The 14,820-nt window shown below is 60.6% G+C and carries 9 protein-coding genes; all 9 read left to right on the top strand.

Annotation, left to right across the window (positions count from 1 at the left end):
- The first annotated feature begins 53 nt into the window (after positions 1–53).
- Entirely contained in the window at positions 54–680 is a 627-nt protein-coding gene (locus KP004_RS14885) for a hypothetical protein (RefSeq protein WP_216799284.1), read from the top strand.
- Positions 681–960: 280 nt separating this feature from the next.
- Entirely contained in the window at positions 961–2,283 is a 1,323-nt protein-coding gene (locus KP004_RS14880; protein WP_216799283.1) for a cytochrome c3 family protein, read from the top strand.
- Between the two features lie 54 nt (positions 2,284–2,337).
- Positions 2,338–3,546: an NHL repeat-containing protein gene (locus KP004_RS14875; protein ID WP_216799282.1), complete on the top strand. Its 1,209-nt coding sequence runs from the start codon at positions 2,338–2,340 to the stop codon at positions 3,544–3,546.
- A gap of 79 nt (positions 3,547–3,625) precedes the next feature.
- Complete coding sequence (locus KP004_RS14870; protein ID WP_239027052.1) at positions 3,626–4,150, top strand: cytochrome c3 family protein; 525 nt, start codon at positions 3,626–3,628, stop codon at positions 4,148–4,150.
- Between the two features lie 2 nt (positions 4,151–4,152).
- Complete coding sequence (locus KP004_RS14865; protein WP_216799280.1) at positions 4,153–6,090, top strand: hypothetical protein; 1,938 nt, start codon at positions 4,153–4,155, stop codon at positions 6,088–6,090.
- The gene (locus KP004_RS14860; protein WP_216799279.1) at positions 6,090–7,199 is read left to right on the top strand and encodes an NHL repeat-containing protein; all 1,110 of its coding nucleotides are present in this window, start codon (positions 6,090–6,092) and stop codon (positions 7,197–7,199) included. Before KP004_RS14865 ends, KP004_RS14860 begins: the two co-directional genes overlap by 1 nt.
- Before the next feature lie 4 nt (positions 7,200–7,203).
- The gene (locus tag KP004_RS14855; RefSeq protein WP_216799278.1) at positions 7,204–9,045 is read left to right on the top strand and encodes a cytochrome c3 family protein; all 1,842 of its coding nucleotides are present in this window, start codon (positions 7,204–7,206) and stop codon (positions 9,043–9,045) included.
- Positions 9,046–9,420: 375 nt separating this feature from the next.
- A complete protein-coding gene (locus KP004_RS14850; RefSeq protein ID WP_216799277.1) occupies positions 9,421–10,275 on the top strand; it encodes a cytochrome C in 855 nt (284 codons plus the stop codon).
- A 106-nt stretch (positions 10,276–10,381) separates the two neighbouring features.
- Positions 10,382–14,806 (top strand): hypothetical protein, encoded by a 4,425-nt coding sequence (locus KP004_RS14845; RefSeq protein WP_216799276.1) that lies wholly within the window; start codon positions 10,382–10,384, stop codon positions 14,804–14,806.
- Positions 14,807–14,820 lie beyond the last annotated feature (14 nt).

Genomic DNA, 14,820 nt, shown 5'->3' with positions numbered 1-14,820 from the left:
CCGTCTTCCCGGCGGTGTATTACAGAAGGGCAGTCAGTATCAGGGGGTATCACGTGAGCAAGGACAAGGACGAGCGCAAGAGGCACCTAAGGCTCGTGGTGAATAACGCGGAAATCAGGAGCGCCAGGCCGTCCGCCGCCGAGCAGGAATTCGTTCCGCTCGAGGAGCTGATCGCCAACCGGGACCTGTTCCGTCCCGCTTTCTACCGCGGCATGGGGAGGCTGCAAACCAAGGGATATCAGCAGCTGGAGCGCTTCCTCGCCAATCGCTGTGCCCCCTACGGCATCGATCCCGTCCATGGCAAGGTGATGGTGCTCCCCGCGGGGCACGTTTCCCCCGAAGCACTTGAGTACGGCTCGCCGCAGGACGAACTGCTGCTCAGCATCTCCGAAGATGCCGGCGGCTCCGGGCTTTGCTTTTCTCTGGAGATGATCCTCCCCTATTTCAGCGAGGACGATGCCGTCATGGAGGAGGCGCTTCTCTTCGCGCCGGTCCTGCAGTACGGCGCCCTGTTCCTCGAGGAGAACCCCCACGACGGGATGCTGGACCTGATCTACCGCCTGGCCGTGCCGCTTTTCCCGCCGGTGCTCACCACCCGGCTGGCCGATAGGATGTTCTCCATCTTCTCCTTCGAGTTGAAGGAAACCTTCCTCGCCCTCTCCGACTACCCGGAGGGGTAACCCCGGCCCGCCCTCGACCCGCGGGCACCTCTTCCGGTACCCATTTCCTCCCGCCCCCTGCGGTTCTACGGCCGGTGCGGCGGGATCTTTAATATTGAAATGTTTTTCCGATAGTGATATTTATCGTTGGCCTTTCTCCTTATAGGGTCATGAATAATACTCCGGTAAACTGTGTGATTATGTGTCCTGCGGTCTGGAGCGAAACTCTCTTTCCGCTGGTGCACCGCGCAGTTGTGCTGTTCTTTTTACCCCATTAACCACCCGGATTAGGAAGCCTTCCATGAAAGTGTTGTCTTTAGCGTCAACTGCGCTGGCCGCCCTCGCGCTTTTCTGCTGCAGCCCGGCCCTCGGTGCGTCCTGTACGACAACGGAATGCCACGCCCCCCTCTCCGCCCTCAAATATCCCCACGCTCCGGTCAAGGAGGGTGATTGTTCCCCCTGTCATAGCCAAAAGGGAAAAGAGCACCCTGTGAAGGGGGCGAAGACGTTCGAGTTGACCGCCAAGGCGTCGGCGCTATGCAAGGACTGTCACGACATACCCGGCCAGAAGAAGGTGGTGCACGCTCCGGTGAGCGAAGGGGATTGCGCCAGCTGTCACAACCCGCATGGCGGCGGCAACCGCTTCCTCCTCGACGTGGGTGAGGACCGCTCCAAGCTTTGCTTCAACTGTCACGACGCCGCGCCCTTCAAGGCCAAATTCATGCACGGGCCGGCCGCGGTCGGCGCCTGCAACTCCTGTCACGATCCTCACAGCTCGGTCGAAAAGCGCCTCATGAAGGACAAGACGCGCAACGTCTGCCTTGGGTGCCACGCCGATTTCGCGGCGCAGCTCAAGCAGGCGACCTTCGTGCATCCTCCCGTCTCCAAGGACCCCTGCACGGCCTGCCATGACCCGCATGGCTCTGCCGTGGAAATGTTTCTCAAGGTCAAGTCGCCGGAGCTCTGCGTAGGGTGCCACGCGAAGGTCGGCAAACAGATCGCCCAGGTGAAGGTGCAGCACAAACCGATGCAGGAGAAGGGGGGGTGCTCGAACTGCCATTCCGCCCATTTCTCCAAGGCGAAGAAGCTTCTCTCCGGCAGCGAGATGGAAGTCTGTCTTTCCTGCCACGTGAAGGGCAAGGCCGGCAACCTGCGCGACATCCAGGCCGAGATCAAGGACAAGAAGTTCCTGCACGGCCCGCTGCAGAAGGGTTCCTGCAGCGCCTGCCACGATCCGCACGGCTCCGACAATTTCCGGCTTTTGCGCGGCAAGTACCCGGAGGACCTGTACGCGCCGTACCAGGACGGCCTCTACGACGCCTGTCTCAAGTGTCACGACAGGAATCTGCTCAGGTTCCCCGAAACGACCATCTACACCAAGTTCAGAAACGGCAACCGCAACCTGCACATCGTGCACGTCAAGACCCGCAAGGGGCGCACCTGTCGCATCTGCCATGAACCGCATGCCGCCGATGGCGAAAAGCTGATCAACAAGGACGGCGCGCGCTTCGGAGACTGGAAGATCCCCATCAACTTCGCCGTCAGCGGGACCGGCGGCAGTTGCGCACCCGGGTGCCACAGACCATTCAGTTACGACCGGCAGAACCCGGTGAAGTACAACTAGTGACCATTCAACGCCCCCTCCGCTACCCGGGGCTTGTGCAAAAGGAGCAGTGACATGACCCTCACGGACACCTTGAGTAAAAACTTGAAGCGTCTCATTGCATTCTTCTGCGTGGGCGCCGCGCTTTCCGGCTGCGCGGCCTCGAAGCCGAAACTGCCGCCGGCGTTCTTCCCGCCGCCGCCCGATGAACCGCACATCCAGTACCTCATGGGGATCAACAACTCGAGCGACTTGGGTAGTTCGAGTGGCGGAGTGGGAAGACTGCTTCTGGGGGGCTCCCAGGTCGTCACCTCCATCGGCAAGCCGTACGGTATCGCCTATAAGAAGGGAAAAGTCTACGTCTGCGACGTCGAGTCGGGGCAGGTCATCGTGATCGATATCGTGCAGAACACGATGCGCAACCTGAGCGACGAGGCAGGTGCCGGCGAATTGAGAAAGCCCATCGGCGTGGCGGTCGATGACGACGGCAACGTCTACGTGGCCGATTCCGGCCGCAAGGACATCGCCGTCTACGACGACAACGGCAAGTTCCTCAGATCCTTGGGGAAGGGGCTCGCCAAGAGGACGCTGGTCGGAGTGGCCGTCTACAAGGATTTCGTGGTCACCGTGGACAACGCCAGCGGGCTCATTTTCGTCCTGGACCGCAAGTCCGGGGAGGTGCTCAACACCCTGGGGAACAGCCCCGATTCCACCAAGAACCCCTCTCTGCCCAATGGCCTGACAGTTGACAAGCAGGGTTTCATCCACGTGGTCAACGTCGGCAACGGTACCGTGAAGGAGTACGACCTCGACGGCAACATGCGCTCCTCCTTTGGTACCCTCGGCGACGTTCCCGGCCAATTCACCCGTCCCAGGGGAATCGATGTGGACGACGACGGCAACATTTTCGTCGTTGACGCAGGACATGGGGTCGTCCAGGTTTTCAACTCCGAACGCCGGATCCTCGGGGATTTCGGCCGTCCTGGGCTCCTGCAGGGCTCCCTCAACCTCCCCGCCGGGGTGGTTACCACCAAGGACCATGTGGAGCTGTTCCAGAAGTACGCAGCTCCGGGGTTCAAGCTTACGGAGCTCATATTTGTCACCAACCAGTTCAAAAGCAGCATCAATAAGTTGGTCGCCGTTTATGGCATGGGCGTTATGGCCGGCTGGAAGCCCCAGGGTGAAACCAAGGTCGAACCCAAGGTCGAACCTAAGGGCGAACCGAAACCGGGAGTGAAGACCGAACCCAAGGAGAAGGGCGGAAAGACTGGGGATAAACAATAGCCTGGTAGACCACCACGTACCTGGAGCGCTGATGCTGAAGAAGCTAGGATCCATACTTTTTATTGCTTATGCCTTGAGCGTGCTATGCGGTTGCGATCCGGTCACCTTGCATAAGGTCACGTCCACCATCTTTGATGGGGTGCCCAGCCTCCCGCCACCGGAACAGTTGTGCCAGGAGTACCAGGTCACCAAGGTGGAGGACGAGAAAAAGAAGGACAATGTGAAGGTGGCGTCCGATGCTGCGGCTGCCGGTTCCAGCCACCTTCCCTACCGTGAGAAACGCTGCAACGCCTGTCACGACAAGACCCAGGATTCCGGACTGATAAAGCCCAAGGCGCAGCTGTGCTTCGTGTGTCACCCGAAGATCATCAAGGGGAGCATGGCTCACGGCCCCGCTGCCGTCGGCAGTTGTCTGGAATGCCACGAACCGCACTCCTCCAACTACCCCGCGCTCATGAAGACCGAGAAGGCCAAGCTTTGTTCCGGATGTCACCAGGAGAAACGGCTCGCGCTGGCGATGCACCAGAAGGTCTCCTCCAACGGCATGTTTTGCGTGGACTGTCATGATCCCCATGGCGGCGCCTCTGCGTATTTCCTCCGCTAGCCATGAACGTTCGTATCCTGCTCCCCTGCTTCGTGATCTGCCTGGCGCTGCCGCGCCTGTGCGGCGCCGCGCGTAACGTTGCGGTCATCCAGCAACCGAGCCTTCTCATGTTCAGTGATGTGAGCCAGGCCGTCGGGGTGACCTACGTCATGAACCAGCGTGTCACCGATACCACCAAGACCACCGGCCAGTCCCTGGGTGAGCGGTACTCCCTGGCGACCAGTCTCGCCATTTTCGACCCCAAACTGATGCTCTTCGACATCAGCGCCGGAGCGAGTTACCAGAACGAGTTTGGCGGCAAAGGCGCCTCGGCTCTCGACGCTCAGTACAACATCGTCGGCACGGGGCTCGCCGCCAGCTCCACGCCGTTTGGTGTCAGCACCTCTCGCACCACCACCTTCATCGCCAACGGCTACACGCCGTCACACACCATTACCAGCACCAGCACCTCGGTTTACGGACGGCTGATGCACGACATCGTGCCGCTGCAGATAGGCTACGGGCACGGCACAACCACCTCCAACGGCCTCGACGTCGACTACAGCTCGACCACGGATTCCATGTCGCTTTCGGGCAACTACGACGTCGACTTGAGCAGCACGGCCTTTGGCCTCAGCTTTACGTCCGACCGCTCCGGCGCGCGCGACAGCAGGTCCTACCGCGCCTCCATCAATAACTCCAGCGCCCTGGACGCGAGCAGGTCCTACCTGCTGAACTCGCTGATCAGCGTAAACGACATAAAGCCCGTTGACGTGCCCAACCGGACCATCAACTGGTCGGAGTCCTTTTCCGCGCGGCTGGGGAAGGCGCTGACCGCGTCCCTTGCCTTCGATCTCTCCGATAGCTCCACGTCGGACTTTTCCGGCAAACCCCAGAGCCAGACCACGAGAAGTGCCGCCGCCTCGCTGTCCCACCAGCTCTTCCAGAGCCTGAATACGACGGTCTCCGGCGAAGTGAGCGACAGTCGCGCCTACGGTGGAACATCATTCAACTACGGCGGCGGCGTCGCGGTGGGCTACAACAAGGTGCTTCCCGCCAACTCGAGGCTTGGGCTCAACTTCGGCTACACGGCCAAAATGACCGACCAAAAGATCCTGCTCTCCGAAATACCGGTGCTTGACGCGCCATACACGGTGACGCAGTTGGGCGAACATATCCCGCTTAACGCTCAAGGGACCGTTGTCCGCATCGTCACTGTCCGCAGCTTGAACCCCGATACGACGTACATCGAGAACGTGCACTTCCGGCTCAACGTCGCGGAGGGGGCGATCGAGATAATCAACATCGCGCCCGGTACCCAGATCCTGGTGTCGTACGCAGTGGCGGTGAACCCCGATATAACCTACCAGTCCACCGGCTACACCAACGGGTTCATTCTCAATTTGCTTGGCAACCTTTACACCATCTCAGGCAACATGGCCGTGCATAGGGAGAAGCAACTGAACGGGGAAGTGATCGTCCCCCTCAGCAAGAGCACCACCTACAACCTGCGCGGTGATGCCAACTTCGGCGATCTGAAGTGCGGCGTGGAGTACGCCAGCTCCGACAACGTCTCCCACAGTTACTCCAAAGTACGCACGTACGCCAGCTACAACACCGCCCTCACCACGACGGATGTTGTCGGGCTCAACCTGGGGGACGACTTTTTCATGTACCCGGGAGGGGGCGACGCCGGGCAGGGGTACAACGAAAATACCGTCTCCGCCACCGCCAGCTATTCGGGATTGCTGCTGCAGACCATCAGGACCTCCGCCTCGGTGGCGGCCACCGACAGCCGTAACCCATTCGGTACTACGGAGACGCTGGCGACTAGGTTGGGACTCGCCACTGTCTTCAGGAAATTGACCTGTTCTGTTGACGTCACCAACCTCTTCCGCTTGACGGACAAGACCTCCACCCGGGACACCACCGTCATGATGCGCGTGGTAAGGAGTTTCTGATGCGTAGCCATCGTAACAGCTGGGGGCGTGGCAACAGCCGGCTGCGACTGTTGAGGGGCGCCCTGGGAATGTGTTTGATGTTCTTCCTGGCCGGCTGCGCTGCGCCAGTCGTGCCGCTTTTGCAGCGTGGTGACGCGGCCGCCCCTCAGTGGCCTGAGCCCCCGATGCGTGCCAAAATCCGCTGGGTCAAGAGCATCGTCACGCCTCGCGACGCCGGGATCGCCCGCAGCAGCTGGAAGCACGCCCTGGAGTTCTTCACCGGAGCCGAAGCGGAGAATATCGTCAAACCGCACGGAGTCTACTTCGACGATGCAGGCCGGCTTTTTGTCGCGGATGCCGGTGTCGGCGTCGTGCACCTGTTCGACACGAAAAACGGGGTCTATAAAAGGATAACCGGTCCTTCAGGGGTGCCTTTCCGCTCACCCATCGGTCTCGCGCAGGACGAAACAGGCGGTCTCTATATCACCGATTCAGCCGCTGATGCCGTCTACCGTTACGATCTCGCCAGCGGTGCGGTCATCCCGTTTTGTCGGGAGATGGCCCGTCCTACCGGCATCGCCTACAACAAGCTGAACAAGCTTCTCTACATCTCCGAAACGGGCTACGGGCGTGTGGTCGCCCTGGATCGCAACGCCAGGCAGAAGCTCACCATTCATAACTCGAAGGGTGGGGAAGGGTTGTTCAACAAGCCCGTCGACCTTGCCATCGACCGGGCCGGGCGCCTCTACGTCAATGACCCGCTCAACTACAAGATCAATGTCTTCAGCCCGGACGGCAAACTGCAACAGCGGTTCGGTCAGATGGGTGACGCGCCCGGGCAGATGGACAAGGCTAAAGGGATCGCGGTAGACCCCGAGGGGCGCATCTTCGTCTGCGATTCGCTCCTCGACACCGTGCAGCTCTTCGATGCCAGTGGCGTGTACATGTTCAGTTTCGGTGCCAAAGGAACCGGCGCCGGCGACTTCTGGATGCCATCGGGTATCCACATCGCCAAAAACTGGGTCTTTGTTTCCGACACGTACAACAATCGCGTTCAGGTTTTCCAGATCCTCTCTGACGAGGACCCGGCTGATGATGAACCGGCTGCGCAGCAAACCGGTAAGAGGTGAAATGATGAAAGCACCAACACTGATGTGGAGAGTCGGATGTCTTGTCATCGTCGCTGCGCTGGCAGCAGGCGTTGTCGGCACGCCGGCCCACGCCAAGCTGAGCGTGCTCAGTTCTCCTCACAACCTCTCCGCCAGTGGCGGCCGGGGAGGGAGCCGTCCCGGTGTCAGCTTCAGCGAGGAAAGGCGGGTGTGCGTATTCTGTCACGTGCCGCACCAGGCCACTCCCGGTCTCCCCCTTTGGAGCCGGCCGCTTTCTCCCGAAGGGACCAACTACCAGCTGTACCAGTCTTCGACTCTCAGCGCCGCGGCCGTGACGGGGAAGCCGACCGGCGCCTCGCGTCTTTGTCTTAGCTGCCACGACGGTACCATCGCCCTCGGGCAGTTCGCCGGCAGCGGGATCACCACCACGGTAACCATGCCTGGTGGAACCACCGACAACCCGAATCTCACCGTCAACCTGACGGACGACCACCCCATATCCATCCAGTACACCGAGAGCGTGGCGCAGCAAAGTCAGCTCGTCTCACCCTCGGCACTGCAGGGACGGGTGCGCCTTGAAGGTGGATCCGTGCTGCAATGCACCTCGTGCCACGACCCTCACGACAATCAGTACGGTGACTTTCTGGTCATCAACAACACCAATCCCGCGCTCCCCAACTACCAGCCGGGGGCGCCCCTGTGCGTCGCATGCCATCGCCCGGCGGGATGGGACAATGCCGCCCACAACCCTGTCCGTACGCCAACCCTTCCCAACGGCTGCGTGACCTGCCATGTCGTTCACAACGCCCCGAGGCCCGTGCGTCTTTTGCGCGGCGCGAAGCTGGAGGATACCTGTTACCAAAGCTGCCACAATGGCACCGGGGTGGGGGCCGACATCAAATCCCTCCTTGGCGCCGGGATGCACCGGCATCCGGTGGGTGAGGACGGCGGAGGCGTCGGGCATGACGAAAAGGAGTCGTTGCCGGCCGCCGAGCACCACGTCCAGTGCGTGGACTGCCACAATCCCCATCAAGCCGCGCTCGAGGCGACCCCCCTCTCACTGCCGCCGTTTGTGAACGGCACTCTCCGTGGGGTCGTCAAGGACAACCTGGGGGGGATGGCCGACTACGAGTACGAGATCTGCTTCAAATGCCACTCCGGTGCCAATGCCGACAAGTTCGCCGGCGTCCTCGAGCCCAAGCCCAACCGTGTTATCGCGGAGCAGAACCAGGCTTTCCGCTTCGACATCCTGAACCCGTCCTTTCACCCGGTGATGGCCGACCGCAAGACCTCCGGAGCGAGCCTTCTGGTCGAGCTGCAGAGCTCCATGAAGCGGATCTACTGTTCCGACTGCCACAACAACAGCCTTGGCACCAAGGCCGGCGGCAGCGGCCCCAACGGACCGCATGGATCCCAGTTCGCGCATATACTGATTGGACAGTACGACATGCCCATGGCAGGAGGGGGGACCACCTCCTACAACAAGTCGCAGTATGCCCTTTGTTTCCGTTGCCACTCCGAGGATTACGTCATGGTAGCCGGAACGGCATTCAACGACGCCGGAGTGAATGAGCATTCCGCCCATGTCCGTGACCGCCTGATTCCCTGCTTCGCCTGTCACGACCCGCATGGAATTCCCTGGAGGCTTGGCGGGACCACCGCCAACAACGCGCACCTGGTCAACTTCGACAAGGATTACACCGTGGGTGTCCAAGTGGCCAACCCGCTCTACGTCACCAACACACCGGGCTCCGGCAGTTGCACCGTCAACTGCCATACCGTAGCCGGCAACACCCATAGCTACACCAAGTCCGCCGCCAAAGGCGTGCTGCGGTTCAAACCAGCCGCCGTCCCGAAAAAGCGCTAGGCCAGCCCTTTCAAGTCGCACCGAAGCTCCCACCATTAGTCTGGTGGGAGCTTTTTTTTCGTCAGCTCCGCCCTCTCACGTCATCTCACTTCACATGCGGTTAAAAGACCGCATCGGTCTCCGTTATTTGGCCAGCAGGCATGGCGTTCAGTGGCCGTGTTTTCGCTGCGAAGCGGTGGCCCGGAGTCTGGTGACAGTAAAAAATAAACGGCTAAATGGGCGTAAAAACAGGATTTGACGGTTCTGGCGCGGGGGCGGTGAAAAATATTCGCGGTGTTGGGAACGAGGTTTGCTGTAGTGGAGTAATCATAATCGTTTGGCCCGGATGGGGCTGACATTAAACCGGTTGTTATCAACCAAAAAAAGGAGACGGAAATGAAAAAGATTTTGGTAGGTGTAGTTGCTCTCGGTTCCATGACTGTTGCAGGCGTAGCAATGGCAGGCCTTCCGGCCGCGACAGGTGTCAACGGCTCCCTGCACGACATGACCAAGGTCGTCACCAACGCCGACAGCATGGGTCGAGTCTGTGTATTCTGCCACACCCCGCATAATGCGCAGTCCAACCTCGGTGCTACTTCCAACGCTCCGCTCTGGAACCACGATGCCGGTACCGCAGTCTACACCCCGTACCAGTGGGTCACCCCGCTCAACCAGCAGGACGCAGCCGGTAACACCTTCCAGCCGCAGACTGGCGACGAGGCTCTGCAGGGCCCGAGCCGTCTGTGCATGACCTGCCACGACGGTACCATCGCTGTTGACCAGCACGGCAAAGCACGCGAGCAGGTCGGCACCACCCTCATGGGCGCAATCGGCGGCGGTGAAGGCGCTCGTGCAGACCTCGGCGGCGACCTGACCAAAACCCATCCGATCGGCTTCGACTACGTCGCCATCAGGACCCACCGTAACGCCGCTGCAGTAGTTGGCGACGCGACCGGCACCGAGATCGTTGATCCGGAGCAGAAGTTCGCAACCGCGGTTGACACCACCGGCACCGTCGGCGGTACCTACAACGTTGTAACCCGCGCTGGCAACAAGAAGATCAAAGACGTTCTGTTCCAGGGCAACATCATGACCTGCGCTTCCTGCCACGAAGTTCACAACAAAGAGAACGCGGTTCAGGACAACTACTCCCCGAACAGCCTCGGGCTGGACACCGCCAAGGCTCCGAACTACTTCCTGTACGCAAAAGAGACCGACTCCCTCATCTGCCTCTCCTGCCACATCAAGTAATTCGGTTCGCTCGCTGGGAGGGGGCTTTGGCCCCCTCCTTTTATGATTTGGGCTGCCCGGGGTCTCGCGAACACGGGCGATCATTCAATCAAAAAGGGAGACACCTATGTTTAAAAAAGGCATTGCAGCTGCGGGATGCCTGGCCGTCGTCGCCGCTGGTTGGTCCTATGCGGCAACGACATGGCAGGTGCAGACCAAGCTCAGTACTGCCGGCGGTACGATCCAGGTGCGCGATAAAGCGCTCCAGACCTCTGCCGGTTCTACAGCTTACAACAACTTCACTACCTCCACCGGGCTGATTCCGGTCAAGGTTGCCGCCAAACCGGGCTACAAGATCACCACCATCTACAAGAGCGGCGTTGCCCAGGCCGTAACGGATCCCAACCTTTACTCGGTTGACCTGCAGAAAGCCGGCGGCCTCACCCAGAGCGTCGTCGCCAGCTTCGCAGCACTGCCGAACACCGTCACCGGTGCGGTAATCGGTTCGGGCACCATCTCCCCGTCCAGCGCTACCGTCTATACCGGTGGCAGCACGACCTTCGCAGTCACCCCGGCTACCAAGTACCAGGTGCTGACCGCGATTTCCCCCGCCGGCCTCCCCATGAAGGACATGCTGGGCAAGGCGGTAACCCTGCCGTACGGCGGTGGCACCGTCAACGTCACCCTGTCCAACGTGCAGGCTTCGCAGACCGTAACCGCGACCTTCGCTACCGCCAGCGTCTCTGCTGGTACTGACAACGTCGTCGCGACCAGCACCCCGGTCACCCTCCAGGGTACCGCCGGCGCCGGTGCTACCATCGCCTGGGCCCAGGTAAGCGGCCCCGCGGTTGACACCACCGGGTGGACCACCGCCACCCCGAGCTTCACCCCGGCCACTGCCGGTACCTACGTCTTCAAGGCGACTGAGTCCCTCATGGGCCTGAGCGACACCGTCCAGATCACCGCCACCGGCGACATGGACGCGTACGTGAAGTCTGCTTGCGACGGCTGCCACAACGCCACCACTGGCGTAGTACCCAGCAACGCGTACAACGGCTGGAAGGTTTCCGATCACAAGACCGCAGGCATCAACTGCATCACCTGCCACACCGACGGTGCGATGCCGACCCCGGCCAACACCAAGAGCGTCAACCCGGACACCTTCATCATCACGGGTGCAACCGCTGGCAACATTGGCGACAACTACTGCGACAAGTGCCACAACGGTGTAAGGACCTTCAACCACGACGTGGCTGTCGTCCCGACCACCACCTGCAGCAACTGCCACACCCCGCACTACTACAGCCAGAACGGCCAGGACCACTTCGCTGGTCTGCCGTCCACCGGGAGCTACGTTGATGGCACCCAGAGGACCGCGTACGTGACCCAGGGCGCTACCTGCGTTGACTGCCACAACCCGCTCTCCAACGACGTCAACAAAGGCTACGCAGAAGGCGGCCACGGCAAGATTTCCGATTCGGCTCTCAATGCATTCGCTCACTACGACTGGTCCGCCCGTACCAACAACGGCACCCGTCAGAACGGCAACTGCGACCGCTGCCACACCACCGGCGGCTTCCTGAAGCTGCTCGGCTCCACTGACGCAACCCGCCTTGCTCCGCAGACCGGCGTGCAGAACGTACTCGCATGCGTTTCCTGCCACAGCGACTTTGCTACCGGCGCGCTGCGCACCGGTGCTACCCCGGCCGGCAACCCGACCGCTCTTACCGGCGGTTACTTCGCACTGTTCAGCTCCGCTGCCTCCGCTGTACCGGCAGGCAAGACCAAGATCCAGGTTCAGTTCCCGGGTTACAAGAACTCCTCGATCTGCATCCCCTGCCACTCCGGCCGCAGCACTGATGACGTCTTTGTGGCGGTTATCGACCAGGCCAAGGCTGTGGGCGGGAACTACACCACCATATCCACCAGCTACTACCAGCACGCTGCCAACATGGGCCAGACCTTCATCGGTAAAGGCGCGTACAACTTCGACGGCGTTGATTTCGTCGGCACCAACGGCCACGCTGGTGTCAAGAACAACTTCACCGATACCGAAGGCCCCTGCGTCGGTTGCCACTACAGCAAAACTGGTGCAACTCACTCCCTCGAGCCCGTCGGTTACTCCGAAGTCTGCGGTGCCTGCCACCGTCCTGGTTTCGGTGCTTCCGATGTGGAAGAGAAGAAAGCTGAATTCGATGCAGGCGTAGCAGTTCTCGACGCCCTCATCCGCAGCAAGATGGCTTCCCTTCAGACCAAGGTTGGCGATCTCGCTGAAGAGCGTGCTAACGTCCGCTTTGGCCGCTTCGGCAAAACCGCCGGCACAGCTGCTGATGAAGTCACCGCCAAGAACGCTTACGGCGCGTGGTACAACTGGCAGATCCTTGCCACCTACGACAAGGCAGCTTTCGCTCACAACCCGACCTTCGCACGTCAGATCCTGATGGAGACCATCGACTACGTCGACGATGCCAAGATCAACGGCTCTGCTGAAACCACCATCGCTGCCAGCGCTCTTGCTGCTGCCGATAAGGAAAAAGCGGAAAAATACGTAACCAGCGTAGGGTGCGCAGTCTGCCACGCTACCAAAGATACCCTCATCGCCACCGGCAAGCATGCCAGCGAAGTTTCCACCCACTCCGGCACCTGCGGCCGTTGCCACACCACTGAAGGCTACACCGCCTTCCTGGCAACCGGTAACAGCCCGACTGGCAACTACACCAAAACCGCTCTGGCTGGTAACCCCAGCTTCAACGGCCTCGACAACGCTTACAACGGTTCCCAGAACGTTTCCTGCGCTGCCTGCCACGATCAGCACGGCACCGTGCGCAACGTCGCATGGAATCCGCAGCCGAAGGACACCGCAGCAGCACCTTCTGTCGAGTACAAACTCTGCACCTCCTGCCACAACCTGACCGACGCGTCCGGTAACGTAATGGCTTCCGGCCTGCTCGTTAACGGTACCCAGACCGTGGCTAAGCAGCAGCACTACAAAGACTGGTACCGCAACATCGCATCCACCCACTACGACCTTCCGAGCACCGGTACCACCGCTTCCGGTACCACCATCGAAGGTTACAACGTCCGCTACAACAGCGCGACCGCCTGCACCGACTGCCACGGTCACGAGTTCTACACCAACACCAATGGTGTGATCTCCGCTACCCCGACCGCAGGCACCATTCAGACCGAGTGGGCACAGTCCGGCCACGCTGGCAAGATTCTCAGCGTGAAATTCGCAGCATTCACCACCGCTGGTAACAGCGCACGTAACAGGACCCAGGCCAACAACGCTGCAGTTCAGGGCGTAGGCGTGACCGCCGCAACCGGCATGGCTTGGGAGCACTACAACTGGGATGACTCCACCGGCACCGCTAGCGACCGCAAGTCCTGCCAGAAATGCCACACCGCAACCGGTTCGGCCAACTACCTGACCAACCCGGCTGCCTACAACCCGGCAAACAACGACTTCTCGCACCTGGCTCAGTGGGCCACCGCGAAAGTCTCCCCGCAGAACGAAGTACTGTACTGCTGGGGCTGCCACACCTCCGCTGAAACCGGCGCGCTTCGCAACCCGGGTGCAGTAACCACCGCAGACTACACCTTCAAAGGTGCCAACGCATCCTTCCCGGATGTCGGCGCATCCAACGTCTGCATCACCTGCCACGGCGGCCAGAAGTCCGGTGAGTCCATCACCGCCCTCACCACCGCTGGCAATACCTTCACCAACGTCAGCTTCGTCAACTCCCACTACATGGCGGCTGCCGGTCTGATGTATGTGAAGAACGGCTACACCAACTTCATCGATCCGAACACCGTGATCGGAACCAGCACCTACGGCAAGTCCTTGACCTCTGACGCAGACGGCGGCTCCCTCACCTCTACCCACCGTAAACTGGGTACTCCGGCCATGGCAACTGACTCCCACGTTGGTGGTCAGTCCATGATCGAAGGCGGTCCGTGCGCAACCTGCCACTATGCTAAGGGCAATCACGAGCTCGAGATCGGCGCTGTCGCCTTTACCGAGGTCTGCGTGAACTGCCACACCGCAGAAGGCACCACCACCCTCACCACTGAAAACTTCAAAGAAGTGTTCATTGAGGAGCAGGCTGTACCGTTCAAAGATGCCATTGCCCTGGCACTGGCTAAGCTGTCCGCTAACTACGGCATTACCTACAACGCTTCCGCTTACCCGTACTTCTACGACGCTCGCAACGCTAACAGCGCCGTGAAAGACTGGACCCGCGGTGGCCAGCTGACTGCTGCAGAAGCAGAGAAGCTGATGGGTGCTTGCTTCAACATCAACCTGCTGAACCGCGATCCGGCTGCTTATGTACACGCCAGGACCTACGCTCGCAGGCTGCTGTACGACACCATCGACTTCCTCGACGACAAGACCATCAACATGTCGACCGGCGCAACCGCCATCGCATGGGATGCCGTCAAGTACGTGAAGGGTGCAACCGCCCTTGACGCTGCCACCACCGAGGACTTCAAGTACCTGGCCGGTTACAACCGCACCAGCGGTGCTTGGAACACCCTCGAGCGTCCGTAGTAACAGTTAGCAGT

Source organism: Geomonas oryzisoli (assembly GCF_018986915.1).
GTDB lineage: Bacteria > Desulfobacterota > Desulfuromonadia > Geobacterales > Geobacteraceae > Geomonas > Geomonas oryzisoli.
The sequence above is the reverse complement of the archived record's forward strand: the minus strand, read 5'-3'. Positions and strand labels throughout refer to the sequence as shown.

Coding starts and splice junctions, on each gene's coding strand:
- KP004_RS14880 (WP_216799283.1), top strand. CDS start 961: ATGAAAGTGTTGTCTTTAGCGTCAACTGCGCTGGCCGCCCTCGCGCTT.
- KP004_RS14875 (WP_216799282.1), top strand. CDS start 2,338: ATGACCCTCACGGACACCTTGAGTAAAAACTTGAAGCGTCTCATTGCA.
- KP004_RS14865 (WP_216799280.1), top strand. CDS start 4,153: ATGAACGTTCGTATCCTGCTCCCCTGCTTCGTGATCTGCCTGGCGCTG.
- KP004_RS14860 (WP_216799279.1), top strand. CDS start 6,090: ATGCGTAGCCATCGTAACAGCTGGGGGCGTGGCAACAGCCGGCTGCGA.
- KP004_RS14855 (WP_216799278.1), top strand. CDS start 7,204: ATGAAAGCACCAACACTGATGTGGAGAGTCGGATGTCTTGTCATCGTC.
- KP004_RS14850 (WP_216799277.1), top strand. CDS start 9,421: ATGAAAAAGATTTTGGTAGGTGTAGTTGCTCTCGGTTCCATGACTGTT.
- KP004_RS14845 (WP_216799276.1), top strand. CDS start 10,382: ATGTTTAAAAAAGGCATTGCAGCTGCGGGATGCCTGGCCGTCGTCGCC.